This window comes from Arthrobacter sp. SPT-J7, from assembly GCF_059089965.1.
In genome coordinates, this window is record NZ_JBNHFF010000024.1 from 1 (window position 1) to 26,897 (window position 26,897).

Below are 26,897 nucleotides of genomic sequence, written 5' to 3' on the forward strand. Positions count from 1 at the left end.
CTCCGCAGGCCGAACCACCGTTCCGGGCCGGACATTACGGAACGCGGTGATTCCAGGCTCCTGTTCCTGCGTGAGCTCCTGGCCGAGGCGCTCGTAGAGCCCCACCACCGTCTGCTGGTCGAGCACCGGCGGGAGTGATTCGATGGCGCCCACTACACGCTGGGCGCCGGCCACGGCGACATCGGAGTTCGTCACGCCAAAAAGGTCCGGCTGCGCGGACATACAAATGAGCGGACGCACCAGCCTGCGGTGCGGCGGGGCCATCACGGAGGCGACGGCGGCGCATTGGGCCAGCGCCCCTTCCACGGCCTGGGTCCGGGCGTAGCGGCCCTGCCACAGGACCCCCGAGGCCACGCGGACTTCTCCGGTCCAGTTCTTGTCGTCCACCACCACAACACCGCCCGGCCCCACCAGGACATGGTTCAAATTGGCCTTGGGCCTGCCCGGCCAGTAGACGTCATGCAGCACGTACCAGCCGCGCGGAACCAGTTCACTCAGCTTCTCAGCCACTACCTGTCCGCCAATGGCACCGGTATCCCAGGCCTTGGTGGAATTTTCGGCTTGGTCGAGCCGGCGCTTGAGCCTGGCAACCCTTTCCGCAGCCAGCCTGGACTGCTCCCTTGCCCCGTCCCCTGCCCCCATGGCCGCCCTGCTTCCCTTGCCGGAGGACGACGGCGGGAGACCGCCGTTATCCCTTTGCTTCTGGACATTCCGCCCGATTTTTTCGAAAATAACAGGGCGCGCTGGCGGCGGTATATAAGTACTTTGCGGTTCCGGTACTCAGGTGAGCTACTTGGGTTGATGACGTTGTTCCGTCACAGGGCGGGACACAGGGGCCCGGATTATGGACGGATCGTTTTGGCTGCGGCCCGGGTCTGGCATGCTGGTGCCATGGCTAGCCGCGCGGGTACAGTTGCCCAACCCCAGGACCTTGTTGACATCACAGCGCTTCTCGACGCGTATTACGACATCACGCCGGATCTGGGTGATCCCGGCCAGCGCGTGGCGTTCGGAACCTCGGGGCACCGCGGTTCCAGCCTCAAGGCGTCCTTCAACGAGAAGCACATCGTCGCCATCACCCAGGCCATCGTGGAGTACCGGGCGGGACAGGGCATCACCGGCCCGTTGTTCCTCGCCAAGGACACCCACGCCCTGAGCGAGCCGGCGCAGAACTCCGCGCTCGAGGTGCTGGCCGCCAACGGCGTCCAGGTGCTTATCGACGCCCGCCACGGCTACACCCCCACCCCGGCGCTGAGCCACGCCATCCTCACCTATAACAGAAACGCCGGTGCCGGCGCTCCGCAGGCTGACGGCATCGTGGTCACCCCCAGCCACAACCCGCCGGCTGACGGCGGCTTCAAGTACAACCCACCGCACGGCGGCCCGGCCGATTCCGATGCCACCGGCTGGATCGCGAACCGCGCAAACGAACTGCTTGAGAACGGGCTGCACGGCGTCAAGCGCATCCCGCTGGCCGACGCGCTGGCGGCTGACACGACGGGCAAATTCGACTTCCTCAGCAGCTACGTGGACGACCTCCCCTCCGTCCTTAACCTTGACGCCATCCGCGACGCCGGCGTCCGGATCGGTGCGGACCCCATGGGCGGCGCCGCCGTGGACTACTGGAGTGAGATCGGCGAGCGCCACCACCTGAACCTCACCGTGGTGAATTCCAGCGTGGATCCGCAGTGGGCCTTTATGACGCTGGACTGGGACGAGAAGATCCGGATGGACTGCTCCTCGCCCGCTGCCATGGCTTCCCTGATCAAGCGGATGTCTGACGCCTCATCGTCCGGCCAGTCGGCCTTCGACATCGCCACCGGGAACGACGCCGACGCCGACCGCCACGGCATCGTCACCCCGGACGGCGGGCTGATGAACCCCAACCACTACCTCGCCGTCGCCATCGACTACCTGTACCGCAACCGCAGTGGCTGGAACCCCGAGTCGGTGGTGGGCAAGACCCTGGTGTCTTCCTCGATCATCGACCGCGTGGCGGAAAGTCTGGGCCGCAAGCTGGTGGAGGTCCCGGTGGGCTTCAAGTGGTTTGTGCCGGGCCTGCTTTCCGGTGAAGGCGCATTCGGCGGCGAGGAGTCCGCCGGCGCATCCTTTAACAAGCTGGACGGCAGCGTCTGGACCACGGACAAGGACGGCATCCTGCTGGCACTGCTCGCCTCGGAGATCACCGCCGTCACGGGCAAGTCCCCGTCCCAGCTCTACAAGGGCCTGACGGACCAGTTCGGCGCGCCCGTTTATGCCCGCATCGACGCAGCAGCCACACGGGAGCAGAAGTCGGCACTCGGCAAGCTGTCGCCGTCGGACGTCACGGCCACTGAGCTGGCCGGCGAGCCGATTATCGCCAAGCTCACGCAGGCTCCCGGCAACGGCGCCTCCATCGGCGGGCTCAAGGTGGTCACGGAGAACGCCTGGTTCGCCGCCCGCCCGTCGGGCACCGAGGACGTGTACAAAATCTACGCCGAGTCCTTCAAGGGCGGGGACCACCTCCAGCAGGTGCAGGCGGAAGCCAAGGCCCTGGTGGACGGCGTCATCGCCTAGCCGGCTGCCTCTTGGCTCCATAGCCGGAGGATGCGCCGGATGGTGTGGTCACCGTCCGGCGCCATGTCCACCAAGGCGATCCGGTCAAGCACGACGGCGTCTCCCGGGTTCAGGCGCTTGTCCCCGTGGTGTGAGACGTGGGGCCGGTAACCCGACATCGTGTGGGCCGGCGTCAGGACCTTGCCGCCAAGGCCTTGGATTGCCATAACCAACAGCTCGTGCAGGGCCTGCAGGTCCGGCTGCGGTTGGATGAGGCTGACGGGCACAGAACCGTTCCGGCCAAAACCGGCGTCTTCCCCCACTGTGAGGCCGGTACCCAAGGCTGCCCCGGCGTGTGGTGCGGCAAGGGCTGCCACGTGGTCAACCGAGTCATCAGTGCCGACGTCGAATCTCACAAGCGTGATGTGCAGGGGCCAGTGCGTCCGCGGGAAAACCAGCCCGTCCGCCACGGGTTCGACGAAGGCAACCAGGATAAGGTTCCGCATCTGCCCAGTCTCCCACTGCCCCCACTCAAACGCTCTCGCACATGATGCGCCTTAAACGCCAGCGCTCTCTCACCGAGTGGGCGAGCGCTGGCGGAAATGAGGCAGTAAGTGAGAGAGCGCCCGGGGGTTAGACGGTGCGGACAACGTCCTTGTAGGAAAACTTGGGCTTGGCTTCACCCCAGGCGTCCTCGGCGGGCTGGCCGATGTTGACCACCAGGAAGCTCTTCTGGTCACCCTCCGGGAAGAAGGCGGTGTCAATGGCACCGAAGTCGGCGCCGGTCATGGGACCTGCTGCAAACCCGAGGGAGCGGACAGCCAGGATGAAGTAACCGGCCTGCAGGTGGGCGTTGTTGTTGCCCGTGGCGGCAGCCAGTTCCGGGTTGGCGTCGTACATGACTTTCGGCGCGTTGTAGCCGGGGAGGAAGTTGTCCCACTGCCCTGCCCAGTCGACGTCGTAGCTGAGGATGGCAACCAGCGGGGCGGAGGCCGTCTTGGTGCGGTTGCCGGGCATGAGGGCGTCCACCAGCTTGTCGCGGGCCTCGTCGGAGCGGACGTAGGTGACGCGCAGGGGCTGGGAGTTGAAGGCTGTGGGGCCGAACTTCGTGAGTTCGTAGATCGCCTGGGCCTGTTCGTCGCTCACCTCTCCGGTGAAGGAGTTGGCGGTGCGGGCCTGGGCGAAGATGGCGTCGACGGCGGCCGAATCGATGACTGCTTCTTCGTGGGCAATGGTCATGGCTTACCTTTCGCTGCGCCTCCCGCTGCTGGGGTGGCCTCGTTGCTGTCCATAGTTGCAACTTCAAGTAGCGGGTCCCTCTTCCGTGACGGCGGGTGACGTTGGGCACAGCTGACCGGCATAAAGGCGGGCGGTATTCTGGAGCGAGTTGATTTTGCCTTCACCCGGCACCCCCTTTGAAAGGCCCCCACCATGAGCATGCTCGGAATCAAATGGAAGCTGCACGGCACCGGCAAGTCCATCAAGCCGGGCCTCGTGGTAGCCCCGGACGAGCGGCTAGTATGGCCGCTGACCATCGGCGTGGGCATGCAGCACGTGGTGGCGATGTTCGGCGCCACCTTCCTGGTGCCCATCATCACCGGGATGCCCCCTGCCACCACCTTGTTCTTCTCGGGCATTGGCACGCTGCTGTTCCTGGTGATCACCAAGGGCCGCGTGCCCAGCTACCTCGGCTCAAGCTTCGCGTTCATCGCCCCCATCATGGCATCCCAGCAGCAGTTCGGCGTGCCCGGCGCCCTGGGTGGGGTGGTCCTGGCCGGCGCGGTCCTGGCCCTGGTGGGCGCCATCGTGCAGAAGTTCGGCGCAGGCTGGATCAACCGGCTCATGCCGCCCATCGTCACCGGCGCTATCGTGGCGCTGATCGGACTCAACCTTGCCCCCGCGGCGAAGAACAATTTCGACGCCGCCCCCGTCACCGCCGTCGTTACACTGGCCACCATCATCCTGGTGAGCGTCCTCTTCCGCGGCATCCTGGGCCGCCTCAGCATCCTGGTGGGCGTGGTTGTGGGCTACCTCGTGGCCATGCTCCGGGGCGAGGTGAGCTACGAAAAGATGGAGGCAGCCGCCTGGGTGGGCCTGCCGCAGTTCCAGACCCCTGAGTTCCATGTGGGCGTCCTGGGCCTGTTCGTACCCGTTGTGCTGGTGCTGGTGGCGGAGAATATTGGCCACGTGAAGTCCGTAGCCGCAATGACAGGCCAAAACCTCGACGGCGTCTCCGGCCGTGCCTTGATGGCTGACGGCGCCGCCACCGTCCTGGCCGGCTTCGGCGGCGGTTCCGGCACCACCACCTATGCCGAGAACATCGGTGTGATGGCCGCCACCAAGGTCTATTCCACGGCGGCCTACTGGGTAGCGGGCGTCTTCGCCATCCTGCTGAGCTTCTCCCCCAAGTTCGGAGAGCTCATCGCCACCGTTCCGCCGGGGGTATTGGGCGGCGCAGCCACGATGCTGTATGGCATGATCGGCATCCTGGGTGTGAAGATCTGGGTGCAGAACAAGGTGAACTTCTCCAATCCAGTGAACTTGACGACCGCCGCTGTTGCCCTGATCATCGGCATCGCCGACTACACATGGACCATCGGCGACCTCAAGTTCACGGGCATCGCACTCGGATCGGCCTCTGCCCTGGTCATCTACCACGGCATGAAGGCCATCGCCAAGGCCAGGGGCACCGTGGCTGAGCCCGAGACCGAGCAGGCCGGCCTGCCGCCTGCAGCCAAGGCAGCCTTGAACGCGGCAGCAAAGCGGGCGCCGAAGAAGCGCTAGGCCACTTCGGATTCACCCACGTCCCGTTCCGCCCTGCTCCCCCGATTGGCACTGCCCTCGCGACCGGCCCTGCCCTCTCGCTTGGCCTCGCCCTCCGGCACCGCAGCGTCTGCAATCCCGCCTGCGGTCCCGGTACCGATCGTCTTTACCGCGACGTCTTCCAGCCTGTCAGGCGCCAAGGACCCGGCCGGATGGCCGGGCGGGAACGGACCAGGCCGGCCCAGGCCGAAGACAGGGCCTGCCTGCGGCCGCTTCGCGGCCAGGGACGCCGGCCGGGGCCGGAGCCGCCGCAGGACCCACGGAAACAGATACTCTTTGGCCCAGATCAGGTCTTCAGCCCTGGCCTGAGTCCAGCCATGCGTTGGCACCGGCCGCGGCTCCAGGGACTTGAGCGAATGAGGTATTCCCAGCGCGTCAAGGGTTGCAACGGCCACTGCGTGGTGGCCCAGCGGCGAAAGGTGCAGCCGGTCCCGGTCCCACATCCGGGCGTCGTGGAGGGCCGGCAAGCACCACAGGTCCACCATCACGGCGTGGTGGCGCAGGGCGACGGTGTGGAGGTGTTCGTTGTAGATGGCCAGCCGCCCCCGAATCTGACCCAACACCGGCGTACTGCCCCAGTCCGGTCCGGCGAACAGCAGGACCGTGGCGCCGGTTCCAGCCAGGAGGCCCACCGCCTGGTCCATCTTCTCGGCCAGCTTGTCCGGGTCGCCCCGGTGGAAAACGATATCGTTTCCGCCGCCGGACATTCCCACGAGGTCGGGAGCGAGGGCTAAGGCAGGTTCCAGTTGCCCGTCCAGGATTTCCTGGAGCAGCAATCCGCGCACTGCAAGGTTGGCGTAGGCGAAGTCGCTCTGGCCTGCGCTGAGTTCCTCCGCCGCCCGGTCAGCCCAGCCGCGAAGCCCGCCGATGCTGCGGGGCTCGGGGTCACCTACCCCTTCGGTGTAGGAGTCGCCGAGGGCTACGAAGCGGTGCCAGGGGTGCCGCGCTGCAGGCGGCCGTCCTTGCCATGTCTCCTGCTGGTCGGTGGTCATGAGCGCCGTCCTCTCACCTTGGGGGAAGGATCCGCTTCCGGGGCAGCAACTGCCTCAAGCGGCTGGTCCAGCTCCGCAGGCGCCACCAGGCGGAAGTCCTCGATGTCTTCGAACGCCTCCCGCCGCGGTCCGGAAGGATCCCGGCCGGTTCCCGGCGCAACTATGGTCAGGGCGGCATCACGCAGACCCAGCTCGTGGTGCGACGCCTCCCTCTGCAGGAACCGCAGGGCACCCTCCCGGGAGAGTTCGTACTCGTCCATCAGGCTACGCACCGCAAGGTCCACCAGGACCAGCGAGCTCTGGGCGACGGCGAGGCCTGCCGTCGCTTCCGCGCGCTCTGCCACCCGCACCACCACGCGCAGCGCGCGGGCCACCTGCTGGACGTAACTCCGGATGCGGAGCAGGTCATCGCTGGTGAAGGCATGGGGTGAGGACGCATAAAGGTTGATGGCGGCGCTTGTCGCGCCCTCGGCGACGATCGGCACCGATAGGAGGGACTGGACGCCATGGCTTGCAGCCGCGCTCGCGTACCCGGGCCAGCGCCGGTCACGGCTGACGTCGGAGAGCAACACGAATTCGCCGCTGCGCAGGGCCTCGATGACCGGCCCGTCGGCGAAGGAACACTGTTCACGGTCCGCTTCGCGTGCCTGATCCGTGCTCGCGGCGATAGTGTGCCCCTTCCCCAAGCGGAAGAGGGTGGCTGCCCAGCCGATGCCCCGGCCTTCGCCTTTGATGTCCGCCATGAAGTCATGGGTGACTTCCCAAAGGTAGTTTTCGACGTCCTTGCTGTCGAAAACCGGTTCCGGGGGCAGTGGGAGCGGTCCCCAGCCAACGTGCCCTGTGGGTTCAGCGGCCATGTTCCACGCCTTTGTTGAGCGCGTCGGCCTACTGCAAAACCTCGATTTTTTAAGGATACGTCGCCCGCCGTGCGGGCGGGAGGGCCAGCGGGGCCGAGCTGCTTAGTCTCCGGCGGCGGTATGTCCTGCGTACGCGGGCGAATTCCTGAGGAGTACGACGTCGTAGGCCTCCACCCTGCGGTCCGTCACCGTGGTGGGGGACTCCAGATGGACAGCGCCGGAGGGCAGGATGCCGGCCGCGCCATACCTTTCCATGACCTGCCACTGGGCTACGACGTCTTCCCCGGCGTGGTCAACGGGGAGGCTGTTCCAGAATCCGAAGCCGCCCGCAGTGTTCAGCGCCTCACGCCGGTAAAGCACGCATCCCCCGAGCCACGCAATCCGGTAGGGCACCCACTCCCCCGGTTCCAATGAAAGGTCAGCGCTGAGGTGGGTAAGGTTGGCGGCGTTGTGGAGCGGCCACCGATCGAACCCGGGAGCCCCGGGCCGAATGCGTTCCGCCTGCACGGAACCGTTCCAGGGCTCGAAGCCGGCAGTCTGCTCCGGCCGCCTGTCATCCAGGTAGGACAAGCCCTGCGGGGCCATTCCCACAAAGCCGCAGTCCAGTTCGTCCAGTGCCCGGCTGAGCCGCTCCAGGGCACCGGGTTCCAGCCATACGTCATCATCGAGGAAAAGGCATTTCTCCGCCGTCGACTGGTCCAGCAGGAACTGGCGGTGCTCGGCAAGTCCACGCCGTGGCAGGTGCCGGAGAAGCGTCACCTGGCGGCCCTGGGCTTGGAGGACGCGCACCATCGCCGCAGCTGCCGGATGTTCCCAGCCAGGGGTATCAGTGGACTGGTCGCTGACCACCACGCGGAAGGCGGGGTTAGCCTGCCCGGCAAGACCCGACAGTGTCACAGCGAGTTCCGCCGGACGGTTGCAGGTAGGAACCAGCACGTCGACCGTCACGCTGTCCGGCCCTGCAACAGGCCTTGCCCACTGTTCCGACGATTTCCTGCTCACAGCCCACCTCCTGGCGCCTGCCTCGGCATTGATAGCGAATGGGGTTCGCTGGTTCTGTACCCATCGCACCGCAATGTATGCCCGTGCACGGCGAAGGCCTGGGCGCTGCCCATGGAAGCGGGACCGCAGCGTTTAGCCGGCGTCGAAGCTTTCGCCGCCGTCGTCGTTGGGCGACTTCTCCTTCGGCAGGTCATTGCCGCTGCCGTCCGGGATTCCCGCGGCTTCCTGCCCAGGCTCCGAGGACACCGGCGCTGACCCCTGGGAGTCGTCGTTGCCTTCATCCAGTTCGGCTTCCCCGGAAGGAAGGTCCACGTCGCGCGGCACGGGATCCTCGCTGGTGCCGGACTGGGGCTCGTTCGTGCCTACATTGTCCGTCTCGCCCGTGCTGCCGGTGTCCGAAACCTCGGTTTGCGCGCCGCCCATTTCCTGCTCCGCGGTTGGTGTGCCGTAACCGCCCGGATCCGTTTCCGGCTGGGCGTGCTGGTTTTCCTGTGTCATGGTTCCTCCTGTTGTTGGATGAAGCGGAACTGCGGGCGGTGGCTGCTCAGAGCGCCTTGCCGCCGGTCACCGGCAGCACGGCGGCGGAAATGTAGGATCCGTCTTCCGAGGCCAGCAGGACGTAGGCCGCAGCAAGCTCTGCGGGCTGGCCGGCCCGCTCCAGCGGGGTGTTCTGGCCAAACTCCGGCAGCTTGTCGGGCCACTCTGTAGCTGGAATCAGCGGAGTCCAGATCGGTCCGGGGGCAACAGCGTTGACGCGGATTCCCTTCGGGCCAAGTTCCTGGGCCAGCGCTTTGGTGAATGCCACCTGAGCGGCCTTGGTCATGGCGTAGTCGATCAAGTTCGGCGATGGTACGAAGGCCTGGACAGAGGAGGTGGTGATGATCGACGCGCCGGCCTTAAGGTGCGGGATGGCCGCCCGGGCCGTCCACAGCAGAGAGTACAGGTTGGTCTTGAAGACCCGGTCAAATTCCTCCGTGGGCAATGACTCCAGGCTTTCGCGGTTCTTTTGGTAAGCCGCGTTCAGCACCACCACGTCGAGGCGTCCGAACTCGGCTGCCGTTTCATTGGCGATCCGGGTACTGAACTCCTCTTCGCGTCCGTCACCGGCAAAGAGGAGCGCACGCTGCCCGGCCTTGCGGATCCAATCCGCGGTGTCCTGGGCATCTTCCTCCTCTTCGGGGAGGTAGGAGATGGCGACGTCTGCGCCTTCACGGGCGAAGGCGATGGCAGCGGCCTTGCCGATGCCCGAATCCCCACCCGTGATGAGTGCGGCCTTGCCCTGCAGCTTTCCGTGCCCCTCATAGCTGAGCTCGCCGTGGTCCGGCTTCGGGTCCATGGGCGCCGTCAGGCCGGGCTGCTTCTGCTCCTGCTCCGGAAAGGGGCCGGCGTGGTAGCCGCCCCGGGGGTCCTTCGGCTGGTCTGTCTGCTTTTCCGTACCGCTCATAGTTCCGCCTACTCACTTTGTCGGTTTCCGAAGGCCCAGCCGTGCACCGGCCCTTCGAAGCTATCCCGGCCGGAGGAGCAAAGTCCACCGTTCCGCGCGAATAATCAGTAAACTTACCAAATGTGGCGGACGACGCAATGTCGCCCTGGTTTCTGGGTACCTGGGCAGTAGAAGGGTGGCGAGGGCCAGGATGGCGCGAAGGAGAGGCAATGTCGGATGTTGAGGATTACACCGGCCGGACAGGCAGGAATGAGACCCGCGAGGAACAGCTGGACCGCAACTGGGCGGAATTGCTGCAGGAGATGCGGGTCCTGCAGATGGGCGTGCAAATCCTGGCCGGGTTCCTGCTGACATTGCCCTTCCAGGAGCGGTTCGAAGACCTTGACGACTTCCAGATTGTCCTTTACCTGACCAACGTGGTGATTGCTGCGCTGACCACGGCGCTTATCCTCCTGCCGGTGAGCGTTCACCGGCGGCTTTTCCGGAAGAGGCTCAAGGAGACCCTGGTCTCCAGTGGCGACACTATCGCCAAGATCATCCTTGCCGGAATTGCCCTGCTTAGTGCGGGCACTGCTGCATTGGTCTTTGACGTTACCGCAGGACGCACCGCCGGCCTCACTGCCGGCGGAGCGTTGATGGCCGTGATGGTGGTCCTGCTGGTCTACGTCCCCATGCACCTGCACAGGCGGGCCGAGGCAGCCAGGTAGAAGCGACCGCCGAAAGAGGACCGCGGAGCCGCCCAGGACGGGTTGCGCCCGGCAACTGCGCTTTGTCCCGGCTCCGAAGATGTCCACCCGTTAGTACCCAAGTGTCCAGTTATCAGCCATGCGGCCGGAACAACCAGCCGCTGACAACACCAGGAGAACCTATGAAATCGTTCCTTAAAGCCGCCCTGATGGCCCTGCTGCTGCTCGCCGCACCGGCAGTTCCCCTTGGCGCCGCCCATGCCTCCGCGCCGGTGGAGCGGGCGGAAACGAGCGTTGCACTGTCCGCGGCATCGCCCACACCCTCGCCCGGTGACACCGCTTCCACTGGCCCGGCAAATCCCGGAACGGGTGAGTCGGCCCAGAACGAGTCCACCCGGGTGGACAACACCCCGTGGGTCATCGGCGGAATAATCCTGCTGACGCTTATCGCGATTTTCATCTGGAACCGCCGCCGGGGCAACAAGACCATCGTCTAGGCCCAGGCGCCGGCCGCGCTACGCCTGGCTACGCGCCTTCAAGTACCTGGCTTGTTGCCCAGGCCAGGTACTTGGCGGCGTTAGCCACCGCGTCCTCCGGGCCGGACGCCACGTCCAGCAGCTGCGCCGCAGCTACCACCCCGTGCACGGCGAGGTCTTCAGGAGTCACCAGTATCCTGCCGGCCACCACGATCACCGGGATGCCCCGTTCCCGGGCCGCGTCCGCGAGCGCAATCGGGGCTTTCCCGGTCAGCGACTGGACGTCCATGGAGCCTTCACCGGTGATCACCAGGTCCGCTCCGGACAGCTGGTCCGCCAGTCCGGTGAGTCCGGCCACAAGCGCGAAGCCGCCTTCCAGCGCTGCGTCTGTGAAGGCAAGGAACGACGCCGGGAAGCCGCCGGCAGCGCCTGCCCCCTCGATGTTGACGTCCCGGCCCGTGGCCTCGCGAAGCAGGGACGCCCAGTTGCGGAGTCCGGCGTCGAGCAGTTCCACGGACTCTTCGTCCGCGCCCTTTTGCGGGGAGAAGACGTGCGCGGCGCCCAGCGTCCCATAGAGCGGATTACGCACGTCGACGGCGATGCGGAACCTGGTGGCGGCCAGCCGGGGGTCCAGCCCCGAGGAGTCCAGCGCCACGACGTCCGCGAGTGATCCGCCGCCGAGGGGGACCACGTTGCCGGCTGAGTCGAGCGGCTTCAGGCCCAGGGCGCGCAGGGCGCCGCTGCCGCCGTCGGTCATTGCCGATCCGCCGAGCCCCAGCACAATCTCGGTGGCGCCAGCGTCCAGTGCTGCCGCAATCAGCTGTCCGCAGCCGTAGCTGTGGGCGCGGAGCGCATTCGCGGGGCTGGGCTCCATTTCGGCCAGGCCGGAAGCCTGGGCCGTTTCAATGACGGCAGTGACCTTGCCGCCGTCGTCCTTCCTGATGGCCCAGGCCGCGCCGACGGGGGCGAGGATGGGACCCACCACCGCGTTGATCCGCTCCTCGTAACCGGCAGCGACGGCAGCTTCCAGGGTGCCCTCGCCGCCGTCGGCTATGGGGAACTGCGTGGTGACGGCGTCGGGGTAAACGCGCAACGCGCCCTGCGCGATGGCGGCAGCTGCTTCGGCAGCCGTGAGGGAACCCTTAAACTTGTCCGGAGCTATAAGAATGCGCATGGGTCCATCATGCCAGCCGCACGCGGAAAGCGCTTGCCGACCGTAACAGGGCCAAGCGCTTCTTCCAGGCGGCCTGACGGAATGCCTACCCTTCGCGCCATTCGTGACTGGTGATGTGCGAGCCGCCCTGCGGGCCCATCTGCAGCATCCCGCCATCCACTGCCCACGAAGCTCCGGTGACGTAGCTAGAGGCCGGTGAAGCAAGGAAGGCAATGACTGCAGCCACTTCCCGCGCGTCCCCCGGCCGGCCCAGCGGGACCCCCGGCCTGTCCTTCACCGTCGGATCCTCATCCTCCTGCCCCGTCATGGGCGTGGCTATCTCGCCGGGGGCAACACTGTTGGCGGTAATACCGTGCTCGGCGAGTTCCAGGGCCAGCGTTTTCATCAGGCCGCCCAAGCCATGCTTGGATGCGTCGTAGGCGGATGATCCCACCCTCGGCTGGAACTCATGGACACTGATCACGGCGATAAGCCGGCCTCCCCTGCCTGCCTGGACCATGCGCCGGGCGGCCGCCTGCAGGCAGACGAATGCCCCGTTGAGGTTGGTGTCCAGGGTTTGCATCCAGGTGGCGACGTCGAGGTCCAGGAACTTGGTGCCGTCTCCGGTCCCGGCATTGTTGACGAACACATCCACGCCGCCCAGTTCCTCGGCCAAGTCCTCGATGACGCCACTGGCAGCCCGGAGGTCCGTGGTATCCAACTGCCGAACCACGGCCTTGCGGCCCAGGCCCCGGATTTCTTCCGCGGTCGCTTCGGCGCCCGCCTTATCCGAATGCCAGGTCACGCCTACGTCCATGCCCGCATGGGCGAGTGCCACGGCTGTGGCCTTGCCAATTCCGGAGTCTGATGCGGTCACTATGGCGGTAGCGGGGCTGAACCCTGTGGTGTCCTGCATGGTTGCTCCTTGAATGATCAGGCGGGGCGGCGCAGTTCCGGCCGCGAGGGGTAGCCGGCGTCGTCCGAGCCTGCGGGGGCATCCCGCACGGCCATAAGCGGGACGGCGAAGGTGACAACAGGCCTGGCTGGGGCGTCGTCAGCCGACCTGACGGTCAGGCTCCTGGTTCCCGGCGGCACCGACGGGGTGAAAACCTGCAGGTTCCGGGAGCCCAGATTCGCGGAGTTGCGCAGCGAATACTCGGTCCCGAAATGGTCCTGGAGGATAATCTTGGGCTGCGGTTCGCCGTCAGATGCGAGCTGGATATTGACCACCAGGCCCGTGGCCCAGACCTCGACGGACAAGACGGTAAATGCGGTGTTGTCCGTGACATGCCGGCCGTACGTTGGTGGCAGCAGCATCCCACGGAGGGAACCGGATGGGATTAGTTCACGCATGGTTGTTCCTGTTGCTTTGCGCCCGCCGACGACGGGAAGGCGCCGGAGGTGGTCCGGTGCTGGTCTTGCGGGGTCGGCGGGACGGATGCGGCTTAGGCGTCTTCCCTGCCGGGGTTTTCCAGCCGGAAGAAGTTGGATTGCTGGCCGTCGCTGCGCTGTTCCTGGTAAATGAAGTTCAGCTGGCGGGCGTCGAAGGTTTTAAACCATTCCTCCCAGCCGATATGGCGAAGCTTGTCGTTTTCGCCGCCAAAGTCGATCCGCAGCACTCCAAGGTGGTCACCGTGCTCGGTGCCCTCCACCGTGGCCGGAACGCCGTCGCGCTCCTCCGCCCACTGCCTGATGACTTCATGGTGCGTGGTGACAAGGCTCCGGCCCTCGCGCTCCGGTTCGTCGTCCGTTGAGGTGACCTCCTGCGAATACTTCAGTGATTTGGATGACTCCGGGCCCGTGCGGACCTTCCCGTCATCGGGGCCGGCGCCGAGGTCCTCGTCGTCCCGGTCCGCTTCCGCTTCACGGGCCTTACTGCCTTTGTCCGGTGCCATAGCAGCCATCCTTTCCCCTGGAGATAATTAGTAAGTCTACTTACTATGTAGCCTCCCGTCCCGCCTCCGTGTCAAGGGGTCAGGCTCAATGCAGCGGCGCGGATGCAGATTCTACCTCCGCGCGACTCGGCAGGGCTAGGACCGGGGTCGCGCCACCGCGTAGTAGCCGGGGATGAGGCTTTGCGCAGCCACGTCTGTCATTGGATTCGTTTCGATGGCCACGGCGCCGTCTTCGAGAAGCTCCCAAGTCTCGTCGGGCAGGACACGGGCCCGTTCAGCCGGACCGAAATGGCCGGGCATGGGCAGTTCGCGGATGGCCCGTTCCAGGGGCGCTGGGATCGCCTTGGCTGTTGCGCCCAGGTGGGAAACGTAATCCACAGGGTTTCCCTGGAAGTTGGTTTCGGCCAGGAATACGGTGCCGCGCGGGCCGGCCAGGAGCCGTAGGTTTTCCACCAGTGCCATTTGGTCATCCGGGCCCAGCACGTGGAGCACGCCGCGGATGAAGACGTTGGCCCCGCGTTCGTCCGCCAAACCGCTTTCCGCGCCGGGCGCCGTCATGTCCCGCACCTCGTAGCGGACACGTTCCGCGACGCGGCTGTCCATCTCCGCTTCCCTACGGGCACGGGCAACTGCGTGGGCGGATACGTCCACGCCCACCACCTCGGAGAAGACACCGGCCAGGGCACGTGTGAAGCTGCCGTGTCCGCATCCCACGTCCACCACAGGCAGTTTCAGGTCCAGGTGGCGCACCAGCACATCCCTGTACCCCAGGAATTCATTGTCCCTGCCCGAGTCCCAGAGAACCTCGCTGCCTGCGCCGGTCACCTTGATGCCCGCCCAGTACCTGTCCCACGCGACGGGCCGGTCCTTGTGCGCGGAACGGGACAGCCGGACGAGTTTGGGGATCATCAGGTACTTCTGCCAGGCAGAGCGCACTGATTTCACTGGGGAGGACACGGATCAAATATAGGGTGTGCTCCGCGGGGCGGGCAGCCAAGCAGCCTGTTTCCGGTGCGGCGCCAGTCCGTGAGGCGGTTGTTTCGTCACTCTTGCGGGATGAGCACCTTCTGCGGGTTCATCCAGCCGTCGTCGCCCTACAATGTACTCAACTGGGATTGAAGGGGGCATTGTGACGGCTGACCTGCCGTGGTACTCGACCGTGCCCCGCACCGCTGTTGTGGCGGACCCCGACGACGCAAGGCTAACGGTTAACGCGCAGGCGCTGCGTGACGCCGGCTACGAGGTCCGTACCGCAGGGGATGCGGGCAGGCTTGCCGCCCTGCTTGCCGCAGGGGAGCCGTCGGTCATCGTGGTTGATACTGTGCTGTCCGCGGTGGAAGCGGAAGCCCCCGTCCTGGTGATGGTGGACCTGGACAGCCCGGCCGAGCTCGCAGCCATGCAGCCTCCCGGCATCCACGACTGCATCGCCAAGCCTGTGCCACCCAAAGAACTCGTGCACCGCGCTACTGCCCTCATCGCCCAGGTGTCCCGGCGCGCCGCCGCCCGGCAGGAGGCCGAAGGCCTCCGGGAGCAGCTCCGCCTGGTGTCCGCTGCCGTTCGGGGCACCAACGATCCGCAGGAAATTGCGTCCCTCGTCGTGGAGGGCTTCGGCCGTACATTCAAGGCCGACCATGTCCGGCTCACCACTTTCGAGGACGAGCGGGTTCCCCCGATTACCGCCACGTGGACCAGGCCCGGACTGGAAAAGCTCCCCGCAGAAGCCCTCCCGGATCAGGAATCAGCCAGGCACACTGCCAATATGCTCTGGGCGGCGGCTGAAACCCTTTCCTTCGACGGCTCCGAAGAGGATACAAGGACAGGCGAAGCATCCAGTGCCCCGCGCCTTGCACCGGCTGCATCCCTGCTGGCCGTGCCGATGGGCGAAGGAAGCTCCTCGCTGGGCATCATCTGGATCGTAATGCTGGACCAGCCCCGGCAATGGTCCCGCGCCGAGCTGGGGCTGATCCAGCACGTTGCGGGCAACGCCGCCCATGGGCTGATCCAAAGCCACCTCATCAGCAGCCAGCAGCAGGTGGTCAAGCAGCTTCAGCAGCTCGACAAGGCGAAAACGGACTTCCTTGCCACCGTCAACCACGAGCTGAGGACACCGCTGACGTCCATCATGGCGTACCTGGACATGATCCAGGAGAGCACTGAGCAGCCGGTCTCCCCCGAGGTCCACCAGATGTTGGACATCGTGGTGCGGAACACGGACCGGCTCCGGATGCTGATCGAGGACATGCTGAGCGTCTCCCGCAACGGCCTTGACGACAATCTGATGCATCTCACCCCGGTGCGCCTCGGGCAGACCCTGGACCTTGTGGCCGGTGCCCTGCGTCCCTTGGCGCAGCTGCAAAACGTCACCATCGCCGTCGACCCCCTCCCTGAAGATCCTGAGATCCTCGCCGACGAGGTACAACTCCAGCAGGTGTTCACCAACCTGGTGTCCAACGCCATCAAGTTCACTCCCAGCGGGGGCCGGATCGAGGTGGGCAGCGAATCCCACGCGGCCGCTGACGGAACGAGATGGGCCACTGTCAGCGTCGCAGACAACGGCATCGGCATCTCCAGCGAGGAAATCGACCACGTTTTCACCCGGTTCTACCGCGCCTCCAACGCCATGGCAGGAGCGATTCCGGGAACTGGCCTGGGCCTGGCCATCACCAAGGACATCGTGGCACGCCATGGCGGCCACATTGATGTCGCGTCCACCCTTGGCGCGGGGACAACGGTCACCGTCAGCCTTCCGCTGGACGCCGACCTGAACCAGGCCAACTAAGCAGGGGAAGGAGGACCGATGTTTGCCGACAACGATCCCCGGCTCTCCCAGCTGCTGGAAGGCATAGTCCGGCTGGCATCGGGAGACCTCAGCTCCCGGATCGAGGTATCCGACGCCCGCGATGAGCTTGACGCCATCATCATGGGCACCAACCTGCTGGCCGAAGACCTGCAGATCATTTACGAGGAACTTGAACAGCGCGTGCAGGTGCGCACGCAACTGCTGCATGAGGCCCACTTGGAAATGCAGAAGATGGCCATGCAGGACCCGCTGACCGGCCTGGCCAACCGCTCGGCGCTGATCGAGGCCTTGCGCGCTGCGATTGATGACGACGAGGCCACGGAGGGGCCCGCCATCCTGCTGATGGACCTCGATGCCTTCAAATCCATCAACGACAGCCTGGGCCATACCGCTGGAGACCAAGTCCTGATCACAGTGGGGGAACGGATCCGGGGTGCCGTGCGCGCCACCGACGTCGTGGCCCGCCTCGGCGGGGACGAATTCGCCATTGTTATGCCGGCGGTCCCCGCCGACCAGGCAGCCATCGTGGGCCACCGTATCCTTGCGGCGTTGAACGAACCGATTGAACTGCCGGGCCGAAGCATCCGCTGTGGTGCGAGCATAGGCCTGAGTGTTGGCGGAGCGGGGCAGACCCCCGAGGACATGCTGATGGAGGCCGACGTCGCCATGTACGCCTCCAAGGGGGAAGGCCAGAACAGGCTCCACCGGTTCGAACCAGGCCTCCTGCTGGTCCGCAGGCTCCGCAGCCAGCTGGTGGAGGACCTTCGGGCTGCCATCAAGAATGACGGCCTGACGTTGCATTACCAGCCCGTGGTGGAACTCAGCTCGGGCCGGATCGAAGGTGTGGAGGCCCTTGTCCGCTGGAACCACCCGACGCGCGGGCTCATCATGCCGGACGAGTTCATTCCACTGGCCGAGGATGCGGGGCTGATTTCCGTGCTTGGACTGTGGGTGCTTCGCACGGCGGTGCACCAGCTGCGCCAATGGATTGACGCTTCCCTTGTGGACAGCCGTTTTTCCGTCCGGATCAATATCTCTGCCACGGACCTGCAAAGCCTTCAGTTCATCGAGGACGTGCGGAATGTCCTGAAGGAAACCCTCGTTCGGCCGGAGCAGGTGGTCCTGGAACTGACCGAAGTGGCCATCGTTAAGGGCAATGAACTGGACCGCTACTCCCTGGGCGGCCTGCGCGGCCTCGGCGTGGGGATCGAGATCGACGACTTCGGGACCGGCTACTCCTCCATCAGCTACCTCCGCCGGCTGCCCGTGGACCGCGTAAAGGTGGACCGTTCCCTCATCAGCGGCCTCGGCACCGACCCCACCCAGCCGGCCCTGGTGGCCGCAGTCCTGCAACTCGTCCGCGCATGCGGCCTGGAGGCGGTCTGGGAAGGCGTCGAAACAGCCGAACAGGCCGAAATACTACGCAGCCTGGGCTGCCTCAGCGCCCAAGGCTACTACTTCAGCCGGCCTGTCCCACCTGCGCAGGTCCCGGAACTCCTGGCAGGCCAACCCGAAAGCACAAACCCGTAGAGAAAAAAGTACTGCGCTTTTGTCCGCCCCGATATACGATCATCGTGCTGGGTCTGATTTTCGTCGCCGTGAATGTCGCGGCCTATCAGCAGCACAGGACTTTAGAAGCGGTTGGAAATTGAACATCAAAGGGCCACTGGGTCATTACTTCGTCAACTGGGGGCGTAGCTAATGTCGGTTCGTGTACAGGCGTGGGGAATCATCGCCGCTGTTTTGGGGGACCCGGATCCATCCGGGGCCGCCGTACGTCAGCGCCTTAGCAACAGTCTCGACGAGAATCCCGGCGTGCCTGAACGGGCTTTGCTGGAATATCTCCTCGAAACCCGGCGCAGCGACGCCAATACCGTGGAGACGCTAGACAGCGCCAGGAAAATGCGCTTGGAATCCATCGCCCTCCCGCCAAGACTCGCTGAACAGGTTGATGCGATTCGAAGCATGTCCCGCATCAGCGCTTTGCTTGACAGCCAGATGCTGATGACGGCTTTCCAACCCATTTACGGGCTTGCGGAAGAATCCGTGGTGGGAGTGGAAGCATTATCCCGCTTTGTCAGCGACGACGGTGCTGCCGCGGAACTGTGGTTTGCGGAGGCCGCCGCAGTGGGCCTGGGCGCGAACCTCGAGTTTTCCGCCCTCGGATCTGCCGCTGTTGCCGCCAGGGACCTTCCTGATGACCTGTACGTTTCGCTTAACATTTCGCCCACCTCATGCCTGGACCCACGCCTGCCGGAGCTGTTCGAGCACATTGACCTTCCCATCAGCCGGGTGGTCCTGGAACTGACCGAAACCATCAGCGACGAGGAATACCCCCAGTTCATAGCCGCCGTTAGCCCGCTGCGTGACAAGGGCCTGCGCATCGCCGTTGACGACACACACCCGGAGGCCGGCGCGCTGAGCCGGATGGTGCACCTGCGGCCCGATTTCCTGAAGGTGGGCCGGAATGTCATCGGCGACGTCGACAAGGACGGCATCCAGCGGGCAATGGCAGCCTGCCTGGTGGACTTCGCCGAACAGATCGGCACCACCCTGGTGGCTGAGGGCATTGAGACTGTCGGCGAACTCGAGGTCCTCACGGAACTTGGAATCAGCGCCGGCCAGGGCTACCTGCTCGGCAGGCCATCCGTTCGGCCGCAGGACTGGGCAAGCTGGAACACCCGCCTCGACATGGACGGGCTCAAGCGGCAGCTCGTCGGCCCCGAGAAGTCCAGCAGGATTGCTCCACCCAGCGACTCCCTTTGAGGATCGGCCGAAGCTGAAGATTGGCTGACGCCCGGGACCGGCGGGGCCGCTGGTGAACGGAGCCCGCGCCGGGCCCGGACGGGCTATTCGTGCTGATCCGGGTCGTTCGTGGCGGAGGGTTTATTCATCGTGCCCCTGGTCGGCGCTCATCTGGTCTTCGGCTGGAGGAGTCTCACCCGGGGGCACTCCCCCGCCGGGCTCCAGCCCCGTCACGTTCCCTGCCGCCGGGTCCGGATTCGCTGAGCCGGCAGAGTCCCGCCCGCCCTGTTGTGCGGCACCCGCGTCGTTGGCGTCCAGCTTAGCCTTGCCAGGCTGGTCAGGGTTTGCGGGGTCGTTTTCGGGATGGTAGCTGCTCACAGTGCTCGTCCTTCCTCTGCTGGCCGTGGCTTCGCACCCCGGCTCTGGACTAATTGTAAGCATGCTGATAATTCTGGAAGGGTAATGTTCCGGGAGCCCCGCGGGGTGCCCGCTACACGATGTCAGAAGGAGCGAGTCTCATGGGTATCGGCGACAGCATCGGCAAGGCAGCGGAGAACGCCATGGAGGACCTGGCCGGAACAAGCAAGGCCACGGAAAAACTGGATGTTCCTGACCCCACGGATCCCAATGACCCCGTGGAAGTCCACTCCACCATCAGCGAGGGATCCAATGCAATGGAAGCAGAAAAGCAAAAGGCTCCTGGCCTGAAGCCCGGCGCAGCCCCAGGCCCCGTGTCCGAAGCTCCCCTCGGTGGTGACGTCGATGAAAGGGAATCGGAGCAGGACGACGCCCCCTCCGAAGAGGAGGCCCGGAAGGCGGCCCAGGCCGGGACGACGAGTACAGAGGCAACCGGACTCACTGGACGCGCCGCAGCCCCTACGGGCGGAGACGCAGGGGCTCCGTAACTGCGAAAGCTTCGTCAGGCGCGCGGCGGCAATTCTTCCGGCGGCCCCGGCCACTCGCCGCGTTCCTGCAGCACGTCACGGAGGAGGTCCGCGCGGTCGGTCACAATGCCGTCTACCCCGAGCTGGAGCAAGCGGCGCATTTCCGCCGGGTCATTGACCGTCCAAACGTGGACCATTAGGCCCAAAGCGTGCGCCCGGCGGACAAAACCGGGCGTCACCACTTCGATCCTCCCGCGCCGCACCGGAACCTGGAGCGCCTGGACATCGCGCAGGATCCGGCGCATGATTTGGCGGAAGGCGGGTCCGGGGAGCACCCGGCCGAGCACGGTGAACAAAGCCACCGGAACAACTCCGGCCGATGATGCCACCGGGCGGCTCAACAGCTTCAACACCGCGCGCCGCCGCCGGTCCGAGAAGCTGGTGACCAGGACGCGGGAGTGCGCTTGGTGTCGTTCGATGGCGGCAGCGAGGCTCCGGACGGAGTTCCAGTCCTTAACGTCGACATTGAGGCGGGTCCCGGGCAGCCCGGTGACCACATCATCAAAGGTCGGGATCGGCTCGCGGCCACTGATGCGCGCGCATGCTACCTCACCGGCGGTGAGCGCGGCGATCCGCCCGCTCCCGTCAGTCACCCGGTCCAAGGTGTCATCGTGGAAGACGAGCACCACCCCGTCCGCGGTGGTGTGCACGTCGGTTTCCAGGTAGCGGTAGCCGAGATCGACGGCGGCGCGGAACGCGGCCATCGAATTTTCCAGCCCCTCCGGGGAGAACCCGCGGTGAGCCATGGCGACAGTCGGTTGGCGTCCGGTCTTGTCCGGGCTGCTGAAGAACGGCAAACTCACCCTGCGAGCGTACCGGAGCGCCGGGAGGCGCAGCCGGCTCTAGCCGGACTATTCCTCTTCGGGAAGGATCTCCACGCCGTCGCTGCAGTGCAGCAGTGTGCGGCCGCGGCCGCCGTCGAGGTTTATCCACACAGCGGTATGGTCGCCGGTGATGGCGTCCACCAGGCCGCCGCTCTCAAATCCGGGCGTGAAGACCACGCGGACGCGGTCGCCCTGGCGCAACTGCTTCCAATGCGGCGCGGGAGTTGCCCTGCGCAGCGGCACATCAACAGCGTCGTGCTTTACGTTTTTTGCCATCGTTACCCCTTGAGCCGAAAGGGGAGCCCTTGGTCCCCTTGCCCCACGGTAGGGAGCAAAAGTGAACACAAAGTGAGCGCGAGCTGGAAATTAGCTGCTGCCTGGCGGGATCAGGGAGGTTTGACTCCCAGCGACGCCAAACGGGCCTCCAGGATCTGGGCCACGCCGTCGTCGTTAAAATGCGGTGCCTGTTGCCCCGCGGCGCGGATTGCCTCCGGGTGGCCGCTCGCCATCGCGTAGCCGTGGCCGGCCCAGCGGAGCATCTCGATGTCGTTGGGCATGTCCCCGAACGCCACGACATCGGCGGCGTCGATTCCCAGTGTGGCGGCGTATTCCGCCAGCGTCACGGCCTTGTTGATGCCGGGCAGGCACAACTCCAGCATGGAGACGCCGGGCGACGAGTGCGTGGCGGCGGCCAGATGTTCGACGGCGGGCCTCACCTCCGCCAGGAAGTCGTCGGCCGTTCCCTCCCGGACAATCGCCAGGAACTTCACGACGGCGTCGTCCGTGGTGAGGGTTTCGGCCAGCGGCGCCGGGGTGAATTCCGAGAGCAGTTCGGAGGAACCGTTTTCGATGAAGCCAGGCTCGAGGTGGAAGCCTGTCAGTGTCTCCGCGGCGAAGAGGGCGCCCGGGCGGAGCTCCTTGATGATGCGGCGGATCTCCAGCACGGAGTCGATGGCCAGGGTGCGGGCGGACACCAGCTGTTCAGCCTCGAGGTCCCAAACCACGGCCCCGTTGGAACAGATGACTGTCCCGGTGTGCCCCAGCTGGTCCTGCAGGGGGTGGAGCCAGCGCGGCGGCCGGCCGGTGACAAAAACGAGTCCGACGCCGGCGTCCCGGCAGGCGTGGAAGGCACGGACGGTGCGGTCGCTGATCTTTCCATCATGTCCGAGGATCGTTCCGTCAATGTCACTTGCTACCAACCGCATCCTGCCAGTCTACGTGGCGGCCCCACGCGCCCTGCCACCCAGCCGGGCAGTGACCTTAGCAGCCGCGGCGGCACAGGATTCGCCGAGCGCCTTCAGCCGGTCCTGGGACACCCGGAACCGTGGCGCCGGGATCAGGACCGCAGCCACCACCTCCCCACGGTGATCGTAAACAGGCGCTGCCAAGCCCACTTCGTCGATGGAGGTTTCCCCATAATTGATAGCCCAGCCGCGGCGGAGGTCGTCCTTCAGGCGGACCAGGTAGGCGTCCATACTCGACTCATCCAAGCCGGGGTAGGTGATGGCACCGCTGCTGAGGAGGGAACGGACACGGCCTTCGGGTTCCTGCGCAAGGAAAACCTGGACTGAGGCGCTGAGGGCATCGCTGTACCGGGCACCCAGCGGGGTGGTGTGCTTGATCTGGTGGTGGCTGGCGATTTGCTCGACGCAAATGGATTCGTCACCACTCCAGACCATGAGGGCGCTGGTTTCGCCGGTCTGCTCCGACAGTTCGCGGAGCACAGGGTAGGCGACGCGCCGCTCGTCCAGTTCCGCCAGCAGGGGGCCGGCCACAGCGATCAGTCCGAGTCCCAGCCGGAAGCGGCGCGTCTCGGCGTCACGTTCCACGAGGTGTTCCTGTTCGAAGGTGGCCAGGATCCGCGAGACGGTGCTTTTATGGAGCCCCACACGGTTGGCGATCTCGGTGACCCCCAGGAGGGGCTCGTCCGCGGTGAAGGTGCGGAGGACGGCGATCGCGTTGACGATAACGGAGGCGCCCTTGCTGTCGCCGTTGCCTGTGGTCTCGGGGTCTGTTGCGCTCATGGTGTTACCCATCATTCCTTAACGGGCGCCGGAAGCGGCGCGATGATGATTACGCCGCTTCCGGTTTTGGGCCCTGATAAGGGGCCCCGGCCGCATTCCCTGGCCGTGCCTTCAGGGCCAGGGAACGGTTGCGGGGAGATCAGGCGCCGATAATGTTGCACTCGGGCCCGAACGGGAACTTGGTGATGTTCTCCGCGCCGTCCTCCCCCACCACCAGGATGTCGTGTTCGCGGTAACCGCCGGCGCCCGGCTGGCCGTCGAGGACTGTGATCATCGGTTCCATGGACACCACCATGCCCGGTTCGAGCACCGTGTCGATGTCCTCGCGGAGCTCCAGCCCGGCTTCCCGGCCGTAGTAGTGGCTCAGGACGCCGAAGGAGTGTCCGTAGCCGAAGGTGCGGTTGGCCAGCAGGCCGTGGCCGACGTAGATCTCGTTGAGCTCAGCGGCAATGTCCTTGCACACCGCACCGGGCTTGATCAGCTCAAGGCCCCGCTTGTGGACCTCGACGTTGATGTTCCACAGCTCCAGCGACCGTTTGTCAGGTTCGCCGTAGAACAGCGTCCGCTCGAGGGCCGTGTAGTAGCCGGAGGTCATGGGGAAGCAGTTCAGGGACAGGATGTCGTGTTCCTGGATCTTCCGGGTGGTGGCCCAGTTGTGAGCGCCGTCGGTGTTGATGCCCGACTGGAACCATACCCAGGTGTCACGGATTTCGGAGTCCGGGAAGGTACGGGCGATCTCGTGCACCATGGCCTCAGTGCCGATCAGTGCCACCTCGTACTCCGTGATCCCGGCGGTGATGGCGTTGCGGATGGCCTCGCCGCCCAGGTCACCGATGCGTGCGCCGTGCTTGATGACCTCGATCTCTTCTACCGACTTGATCATGCGCTGGCGCATGGCTGCCTGGGCGACGTCCACGAGGGCTGCGGACGGGAATGCGGCCTGGATCTTGTTGCGGTTGTCCAGCGGCAGCGAATCGTCCTCGACGCCGAGGCGGCGCGGGTTGATGCCACGGGTGCGCAGGACTTCCTGGATGGCGAAGATGTAGTTGTCGCGGCGCCAGTCCGTGTACACGATGTTGTCGCCGTAGCTTCGGCGCCAAGGCATCCCTGCATCGATATTGGCCGTGACGGTGACGGTGTCATCCCTGGTTACCACCATGCCGTATGGGCGGCCGAAGGTGGTGAAAAGGAAGTCGGAGTAGTACTTGATGGAGTGGTAGCTGGTAAGGACGACGGCGTCGAGGTCCTTCTCCGCCATGATCCGGCGGAGGCCGGCGATGCGGCGCTCAAACTCAGCGTCGGAGAACGTGAGGCTGACCTTTTCGCCGTTTCTGAGGATTTTGGTGCGCTCAAGTTCGGCGACGGTGGTTGCGTTATCGGTGGTGATGGTCATCGTGATGATGCCTTTCTGCAGTGCGTTTCTTAGGGTGGGTTGCCGTGCGGGCGCCTCGTCGTGTGTCGCACGCTGGGCCGACGGACCGGGTGAACCTTTCGACCCACAGAGCAGCGACTATTTGGTAGTTGCGTGTAACGCAACCTTGTTGCAACAGCTTATGGGCGGACAGCCCCGAGGGTCAATGGTTTCTGGGTAAGCATCGGACGCCGATCGCGGTATCGCGAAGCCCCAGTTGCTTCAAAGGCATTAGAGTTGCATGTAATGGGCGCGTACGGCTCCTAAATCAGGCCGCGGCGCACGCCCTGAATCCCGCAGTGGTATTGACACCACTCTGTGACGGCTGACATATTTCGAGTACGCGCTATACGCACCTTGTTGTGTAATACGCACTAAAAACTGGCCCAGCAACCACCGCTGCAGCCCGGAGCGGCGGCATGAGATCGTTGAGTCGGGCGGCGGACCTGCCCCGGGTACCGCCGCCAGGATTCCCGGTTTTCTAGGAAAGGAACACCAGCTCATGGTGCACAAAGTCAGGGCAGTCATTGCCAAGGAGAAGAACGCCCCGGTGTCAGTGGAGACCATCCTGGTGCCGGATCCAGGGCCGGGTGAGGCTCTGGTTGATATCCTCACCTGCGGTGTCTGCCACACGGACCTGCACTACAAGCAGGGCGCAATCAATGATGACTTCCCCTTCCTGCTGGGCCATGAGGCAACAGGCGTGGTCAGCGCCGTAGGCCCCGACGTCACCTCCGTGGCTCCCGGCGACCAAGTGATCCTGAACTGGCGTGCAGTGTGCGGACAGTGCCGCGCCTGCGCCAAGGGCCAGCCGCAGTACTGCTTCAACACCGCCAACGCCACCCAGAAGATGGCCCTGGAGGACGGCACCGAACTCTCCCCAGCCCTGGGCATTGGCGCCTTCGCCGAGAAGACCCTTGTTGCTGCGGGGCAGTGCACCAAGGTAGATCCCGAGGCCGATGCTGCCGCCGTTGGCCTGCTCGGCTGCGGTGTCATGGCCGGCATTGGTGCCGCGATCAACACCGGTGAAGTCAAGCGTGGCGAGTCCGTGGCCGTGATCGGTTGCGGCGGCGTTGGCATTGCCGCGATTGCCGGCGCGAAGCTGGCCGGTGCCACCACGATCATCGCCGTGGACATCGACGACAACAAGATTGAGATGGCTAAGTCCCTGGGCGCCACGCACGGCATTGACTCCAGCAAGGAAGACCCCATTGAGGCCATCCGTGCCCTTACCGGCGGCAACGGGGCCGACGTGGTGATTGACGCCGTCGGCCGCCCTGAAACATACAAGCAGGCGTTCTACGCCCGGGACCTCGCCGGCCGGGTGGTGCTGGTGGGCGTCCCGACGCCGGACATGAAGCTGGAACTGCCGCTGCTGGACGTCTTCGGCCGCGGCGGGTCATTGAAGTCCTCCTGGTACGGCGACTGCCTGCCCTCGCGGGACTTCCCGATGCTGGTATCGCATTACAAGCAGGGGAACCTTGACCTGGACGCCTTCGTCTCGGAGCGCATCACTATCGACCAGGTGGAAGAGGCCTTCGACAAGATGCACGAGGGCAAGGTCCTGCGCTCGGTTGTTGAAATTCCTGCGGCGGGAGCGTCGGCATGAGCGTAAAGATCGAGAACCTGGTCACCTCGGGTACGTTTTCGCTCGACGGCGGCACGTGGGACGTGGACAACAACGTCTGGATCGTGGGCAACGACACCGAGTGCGTGATCATTGACTCGCCTCACGACGCCAGGGCCATCATCAATCAGGTCCAGGGCCGGAAGGTCCAGGCCATCCTCCTTACCCACGCTCACAACGACCATATCGGTGCGGCACGTGAGGTCGCGGAAGCCGTGGGTGCCCCCATCTACCTGAACCCGGAAGACCTGGTCCTTTGGGAGCAGGTCTACCCCGGTTCAAAGCCGGACCGTGAGCTGGCCGACGGCGACGTCTTCGAGGTGGCCGGGGCAAGCCTGCGGGCAATCCACACCCCTGGCCACTCCCCCGGTTCCACCTGCTTCCTGCTGGAGAGCGAGGGGACCGTCTTCACGGGGGATACGCTCTTCAACGGCGGTCCGGGTGCCACGGGGCGTTCCTACAGCGACTACCCCACCATCCTGGCTTCCATCCGCGAACGCCTGCTTCCGCTGCCGGCCGAAACCGTGGTCCGCACCGGCCATGGCGAGAACACCACCATCGAGGCCGAGCGGGAGACACTGGCGAAGGTCGCCCAGTAGGCAGCGGATTCTTCAGCAGTGGGATCCACCGGTGCCAGCGAGGGCGCGCCCGGGAAGACC

29 protein-coding genes are annotated in these 26,897 nt (G+C 65.4%); 10 read left to right on the plus strand and 19 right to left on the minus strand.

The window, feature by feature from the left end; all coding sequences use genetic code 11:
- Positions 1 to 642: NERD domain-containing protein (locus AC5RWX_RS19100; protein WP_494097900.1), on the minus strand; the 642-nt coding region annotated here is incomplete at its 3' end.
- Between the two features lie 249 nt (positions 643 to 891).
- Here AC5RWX_RS19100 and pgm point away from each other — a divergent pair.
- Complete coding sequence (pgm, locus tag AC5RWX_RS19105) at positions 892 to 2,556, plus strand: phosphoglucomutase (alpha-D-glucose-1,6-bisphosphate-dependent) (protein WP_494097901.1); 1,665 nt, start codon at positions 892 to 894, stop codon at positions 2,554 to 2,556.
- Here the strand turns inward: pgm and AC5RWX_RS19110 are convergent.
- Together AC5RWX_RS19110 and AC5RWX_RS19115 are read right to left on the minus strand one after the other, a co-directional pair.
- Positions 2,553 to 3,041 carry a 2'-5' RNA ligase family protein gene (locus AC5RWX_RS19110; RefSeq protein ID WP_494097902.1) on the minus strand — a complete coding sequence of 163 codons (489 nt, stop codon included), beginning with the start codon at positions 3,039 to 3,041 and terminating at the stop codon, positions 2,553 to 2,555. The genes pgm and AC5RWX_RS19110 overlap by 4 nt on opposite strands.
- Before the next feature lie 127 nt (positions 3,042 to 3,168).
- Positions 3,169 to 3,774: a malonic semialdehyde reductase gene (locus tag AC5RWX_RS19115; RefSeq protein WP_494097903.1), complete on the minus strand. Its 606-nt coding sequence runs from the start codon at positions 3,772 to 3,774 to the stop codon at positions 3,169 to 3,171.
- A 192-nt stretch (positions 3,775 to 3,966) separates the two neighbouring features.
- Between AC5RWX_RS19115 and AC5RWX_RS19120 the strand changes: the two genes are divergently transcribed.
- A complete protein-coding gene (locus AC5RWX_RS19120; protein WP_494097904.1) occupies positions 3,967 to 5,319 on the plus strand; it encodes a uracil-xanthine permease family protein in 1,353 nt (450 codons plus the stop codon).
- Here AC5RWX_RS19120 and AC5RWX_RS19125 read toward each other — a convergent pair.
- The 5 genes from AC5RWX_RS19125 to AC5RWX_RS19145 form a co-directional block, all read right to left on the minus strand.
- Positions 5,316 to 6,350, minus strand: coding sequence for an SGNH/GDSL hydrolase family protein (locus AC5RWX_RS19125; protein ID WP_494097905.1), 1,035 nt, complete (start codon positions 6,348 to 6,350; stop codon positions 5,316 to 5,318). The genes AC5RWX_RS19120 and AC5RWX_RS19125 overlap by 4 nt on opposite strands.
- Positions 6,347 to 7,207 (minus strand): GAF domain-containing protein, encoded by an 861-nt coding sequence (locus tag AC5RWX_RS19130; RefSeq protein ID WP_494097906.1) that lies wholly within the window; start codon positions 7,205 to 7,207, stop codon positions 6,347 to 6,349. The genes AC5RWX_RS19125 and AC5RWX_RS19130 overlap by 4 nt, the downstream gene beginning before the upstream one ends.
- Before the next feature lie 102 nt (positions 7,208 to 7,309).
- Complete coding sequence (locus AC5RWX_RS19135; protein ID WP_494097907.1) at positions 7,310 to 8,209, minus strand: glycosyltransferase family 2 protein; 900 nt, start codon at positions 8,207 to 8,209, stop codon at positions 7,310 to 7,312.
- A 132-nt stretch (positions 8,210 to 8,341) separates the two neighbouring features.
- Positions 8,342 to 8,707, minus strand: a complete 366-nt coding sequence (locus tag AC5RWX_RS19140; RefSeq protein ID WP_494097908.1) for a hypothetical protein — start codon at positions 8,705 to 8,707, stop codon at positions 8,342 to 8,344.
- 46 nt (positions 8,708 to 8,753) lie between these two features.
- Positions 8,754 to 9,653 carry an SDR family oxidoreductase gene (locus AC5RWX_RS19145; protein ID WP_494097909.1) on the minus strand — a complete coding sequence of 300 codons (900 nt, stop codon included), beginning with the start codon at positions 9,651 to 9,653 and terminating at the stop codon, positions 8,754 to 8,756.
- 209 nt (positions 9,654 to 9,862) lie between these two features.
- Here AC5RWX_RS19145 and AC5RWX_RS19150 point away from each other — a divergent pair, with 209 nt between their 5' ends.
- Both AC5RWX_RS19150 and AC5RWX_RS19155 read left to right on the plus strand, forming a co-directional pair.
- On the plus strand, positions 9,863 to 10,360 hold the full coding sequence (locus AC5RWX_RS19150) for a DUF6328 family protein (protein WP_494097910.1): 498 nt from the start codon (positions 9,863 to 9,865) through the stop codon (positions 10,358 to 10,360).
- A gap of 161 nt (positions 10,361 to 10,521) precedes the next feature.
- The gene (locus AC5RWX_RS19155; protein ID WP_494097911.1) at positions 10,522 to 10,836 is read left to right on the plus strand and encodes a LuxR family transcriptional regulator; all 315 of its coding nucleotides are present in this window, start codon (positions 10,522 to 10,524) and stop codon (positions 10,834 to 10,836) included.
- Positions 10,837 to 10,864: 28 nt separating this feature from the next.
- Here the strand turns inward: AC5RWX_RS19155 and AC5RWX_RS19160 are convergent, their stop codons facing one another.
- From AC5RWX_RS19160 to AC5RWX_RS19180, 5 genes are all read right to left on the minus strand, one after another.
- Complete coding sequence (locus AC5RWX_RS19160; RefSeq protein ID WP_494097912.1) at positions 10,865 to 11,989, minus strand: glycerate kinase; 1,125 nt, start codon at positions 11,987 to 11,989, stop codon at positions 10,865 to 10,867.
- Positions 11,990 to 12,074: 85 nt separating this feature from the next.
- Positions 12,075 to 12,884, minus strand: coding sequence for an SDR family oxidoreductase (locus AC5RWX_RS19165; protein ID WP_494097913.1), 810 nt, complete (start codon positions 12,882 to 12,884; stop codon positions 12,075 to 12,077).
- A gap of 17 nt (positions 12,885 to 12,901) precedes the next feature.
- Positions 12,902 to 13,321, minus strand: a complete 420-nt coding sequence (locus AC5RWX_RS19170; RefSeq protein ID WP_494097914.1) for a hypothetical protein — start codon at positions 13,319 to 13,321, stop codon at positions 12,902 to 12,904.
- Between the two features lie 92 nt (positions 13,322 to 13,413).
- The gene (locus AC5RWX_RS19175) at positions 13,414 to 13,863 is read right to left on the minus strand and encodes a Rho termination factor N-terminal domain-containing protein (RefSeq protein WP_494097915.1); all 450 of its coding nucleotides are present in this window, start codon (positions 13,861 to 13,863) and stop codon (positions 13,414 to 13,416) included.
- 135 nt (positions 13,864 to 13,998) lie between these two features.
- Complete coding sequence (locus AC5RWX_RS19180; protein ID WP_494097928.1) at positions 13,999 to 14,772, minus strand: class I SAM-dependent methyltransferase; 774 nt, start codon at positions 14,770 to 14,772, stop codon at positions 13,999 to 14,001.
- Positions 14,773 to 14,992: 220 nt separating this feature from the next.
- Here AC5RWX_RS19180 and AC5RWX_RS19185 point away from each other — a divergent pair, with 220 nt between their 5' ends.
- The 3 genes from AC5RWX_RS19185 to AC5RWX_RS19195 all read left to right on the plus strand — a co-directional run bounded on the left by AC5RWX_RS19185 (position 14,993) and on the right by AC5RWX_RS19195 (position 19,429).
- Positions 14,993 to 16,642 carry an ATP-binding protein gene (locus tag AC5RWX_RS19185; protein WP_494097916.1) on the plus strand — a complete coding sequence of 550 codons (1,650 nt, stop codon included), beginning with the start codon at positions 14,993 to 14,995 and terminating at the stop codon, positions 16,640 to 16,642.
- Positions 16,643 to 16,660: 18 nt separating this feature from the next.
- Positions 16,661 to 18,193 carry a putative bifunctional diguanylate cyclase/phosphodiesterase gene (locus AC5RWX_RS19190; RefSeq protein WP_494097917.1) on the plus strand — a complete coding sequence of 511 codons (1,533 nt, stop codon included), beginning with the start codon at positions 16,661 to 16,663 and terminating at the stop codon, positions 18,191 to 18,193.
- A 285-nt stretch (positions 18,194 to 18,478) separates the two neighbouring features.
- Positions 18,479 to 19,429 carry an EAL domain-containing protein gene (locus AC5RWX_RS19195; protein WP_494097918.1) on the plus strand — a complete coding sequence of 317 codons (951 nt, stop codon included), beginning with the start codon at positions 18,479 to 18,481 and terminating at the stop codon, positions 19,427 to 19,429.
- Positions 19,430 to 19,549: 120 nt separating this feature from the next.
- Here the strand turns inward: AC5RWX_RS19195 and AC5RWX_RS19200 are convergent, their stop codons facing one another.
- A complete protein-coding gene (locus AC5RWX_RS19200) occupies positions 19,550 to 19,786 on the minus strand; it encodes a DUF6480 family protein (protein WP_494097919.1) in 237 nt (78 codons plus the stop codon).
- A 140-nt stretch (positions 19,787 to 19,926) separates the two neighbouring features.
- Here AC5RWX_RS19200 and AC5RWX_RS19205 point away from each other — a divergent pair, with 140 nt between their 5' ends.
- Positions 19,927 to 20,313, plus strand: a complete 387-nt coding sequence (locus AC5RWX_RS19205) for a hypothetical protein (protein ID WP_494097920.1) — start codon at positions 19,927 to 19,929, stop codon at positions 20,311 to 20,313.
- Positions 20,314 to 20,327: 14 nt separating this feature from the next.
- Here AC5RWX_RS19205 and AC5RWX_RS19210 read toward each other — a convergent pair whose 3' ends face one another.
- From AC5RWX_RS19210 to AC5RWX_RS19230, 5 genes are all read right to left on the minus strand, one after another.
- Complete coding sequence (locus tag AC5RWX_RS19210; RefSeq protein ID WP_494097921.1) at positions 20,328 to 21,155, minus strand: glycerophosphodiester phosphodiesterase family protein; 828 nt, start codon at positions 21,153 to 21,155, stop codon at positions 20,328 to 20,330.
- A 48-nt stretch (positions 21,156 to 21,203) separates the two neighbouring features.
- A complete protein-coding gene (locus tag AC5RWX_RS19215) occupies positions 21,204 to 21,452 on the minus strand; it encodes a hypothetical protein (protein ID WP_494097922.1) in 249 nt (82 codons plus the stop codon).
- Between the two features lie 110 nt (positions 21,453 to 21,562).
- The gene (locus AC5RWX_RS19220) at positions 21,563 to 22,381 is read right to left on the minus strand and encodes an HAD family hydrolase (protein ID WP_494097923.1); all 819 of its coding nucleotides are present in this window, start codon (positions 22,379 to 22,381) and stop codon (positions 21,563 to 21,565) included.
- Positions 22,382 to 22,390: 9 nt separating this feature from the next.
- Positions 22,391 to 23,200 carry an IclR family transcriptional regulator gene (locus AC5RWX_RS19225; RefSeq protein WP_494097924.1) on the minus strand — a complete coding sequence of 270 codons (810 nt, stop codon included), beginning with the start codon at positions 23,198 to 23,200 and terminating at the stop codon, positions 22,391 to 22,393.
- Positions 23,201 to 23,339: 139 nt separating this feature from the next.
- Positions 23,340 to 24,593: an aminopeptidase P family protein gene (locus AC5RWX_RS19230; RefSeq protein ID WP_494097925.1), complete on the minus strand. Its 1,254-nt coding sequence runs from the start codon at positions 24,591 to 24,593 to the stop codon at positions 23,340 to 23,342.
- Positions 24,594 to 25,113: 520 nt separating this feature from the next.
- Here AC5RWX_RS19230 and AC5RWX_RS19235 point away from each other — a divergent pair.
- The gene (locus tag AC5RWX_RS19235; RefSeq protein WP_494097926.1) at positions 25,114 to 26,220 is read left to right on the plus strand and encodes an S-(hydroxymethyl)mycothiol dehydrogenase; all 1,107 of its coding nucleotides are present in this window, start codon (positions 25,114 to 25,116) and stop codon (positions 26,218 to 26,220) included.
- Positions 26,217 to 26,837 (plus strand): MBL fold metallo-hydrolase, encoded by a 621-nt coding sequence (locus tag AC5RWX_RS19240; RefSeq protein WP_494097927.1) that lies wholly within the window; start codon positions 26,217 to 26,219, stop codon positions 26,835 to 26,837. Before AC5RWX_RS19235 ends, AC5RWX_RS19240 begins: the two co-directional genes overlap by 4 nt.
- The last annotated feature ends 60 nt before the right edge of the window (positions 26,838 to 26,897 follow it).

Excerpts from the sequence above, each read along its gene's own strand:
- AC5RWX_RS19130 (WP_494097906.1), bottom strand. The coding sequence starts at position 7,207 with ATGGCCGCTGAACCCACAGGGCACGTTGGCTGGGGACCGCTCCCACTG.
- AC5RWX_RS19125 (WP_494097905.1), bottom strand. The coding sequence starts at position 6,350 with ATGACCACCGACCAGCAGGAGACATGGCAAGGACGGCCGCCTGCAGCG.
- AC5RWX_RS19180 (WP_494097928.1), bottom strand. The coding sequence starts at position 14,772 with ATGATCCCCAAACTCGTCCGGCTGTCCCGTTCCGCGCACAAGGACCGG.
- AC5RWX_RS19115 (WP_494097903.1), bottom strand. The coding sequence starts at position 3,774 with ATGACCATTGCCCACGAAGAAGCAGTCATCGATTCGGCCGCCGTCGAC.
- AC5RWX_RS19160 (WP_494097912.1), bottom strand. The coding sequence starts at position 11,989 with ATGCGCATTCTTATAGCTCCGGACAAGTTTAAGGGTTCCCTCACGGCT.
- pgm (WP_494097901.1), top strand. The coding sequence starts at position 892 with ATGGCTAGCCGCGCGGGTACAGTTGCCCAACCCCAGGACCTTGTTGAC.
- AC5RWX_RS19150 (WP_494097910.1), top strand. The coding sequence starts at position 9,863 with ATGTCGGATGTTGAGGATTACACCGGCCGGACAGGCAGGAATGAGACC.
- AC5RWX_RS19225 (WP_494097924.1), bottom strand. The coding sequence starts at position 23,200 with ATGAGCGCAACAGACCCCGAGACCACAGGCAACGGCGACAGCAAGGGC.
- AC5RWX_RS19230 (WP_494097925.1), bottom strand. The coding sequence starts at position 24,593 with ATGACCATCACCACCGATAACGCAACCACCGTCGCCGAACTTGAGCGC.
- AC5RWX_RS19240 (WP_494097927.1), top strand. The coding sequence starts at position 26,217 with ATGAGCGTAAAGATCGAGAACCTGGTCACCTCGGGTACGTTTTCGCTC.
- AC5RWX_RS19140 (WP_494097908.1), bottom strand. The coding sequence starts at position 8,707 with ATGACACAGGAAAACCAGCACGCCCAGCCGGAAACGGATCCGGGCGGT.
- AC5RWX_RS19145 (WP_494097909.1), bottom strand. The coding sequence starts at position 9,653 with ATGAGCGGTACGGAAAAGCAGACAGACCAGCCGAAGGACCCCCGGGGC.
- AC5RWX_RS19110 (WP_494097902.1), bottom strand. The coding sequence starts at position 3,041 with ATGCGGAACCTTATCCTGGTTGCCTTCGTCGAACCCGTGGCGGACGGG.
- AC5RWX_RS19155 (WP_494097911.1), top strand. The coding sequence starts at position 10,522 with ATGAAATCGTTCCTTAAAGCCGCCCTGATGGCCCTGCTGCTGCTCGCC.
- AC5RWX_RS19220 (WP_494097923.1), bottom strand. The coding sequence starts at position 22,381 with ATGCGGTTGGTAGCAAGTGACATTGACGGAACGATCCTCGGACATGAT.
- AC5RWX_RS19190 (WP_494097917.1), top strand. The coding sequence starts at position 16,661 with ATGTTTGCCGACAACGATCCCCGGCTCTCCCAGCTGCTGGAAGGCATA.
- AC5RWX_RS19165 (WP_494097913.1), bottom strand. The coding sequence starts at position 12,884 with ATGCAGGACACCACAGGGTTCAGCCCCGCTACCGCCATAGTGACCGCA.
- AC5RWX_RS19120 (WP_494097904.1), top strand. The coding sequence starts at position 3,967 with ATGAGCATGCTCGGAATCAAATGGAAGCTGCACGGCACCGGCAAGTCC.
- AC5RWX_RS19205 (WP_494097920.1), top strand. The coding sequence starts at position 19,927 with ATGGGTATCGGCGACAGCATCGGCAAGGCAGCGGAGAACGCCATGGAG.
- AC5RWX_RS19215 (WP_494097922.1), bottom strand. The coding sequence starts at position 21,452 with ATGGCAAAAAACGTAAAGCACGACGCTGTTGATGTGCCGCTGCGCAGG.
- AC5RWX_RS19235 (WP_494097926.1), top strand. The coding sequence starts at position 25,114 with ATGGTGCACAAAGTCAGGGCAGTCATTGCCAAGGAGAAGAACGCCCCG.
- AC5RWX_RS19170 (WP_494097914.1), bottom strand. The coding sequence starts at position 13,321 with ATGCGTGAACTAATCCCATCCGGTTCCCTCCGTGGGATGCTGCTGCCA.
- AC5RWX_RS19175 (WP_494097915.1), bottom strand. The coding sequence starts at position 13,863 with ATGGCACCGGACAAAGGCAGTAAGGCCCGTGAAGCGGAAGCGGACCGG.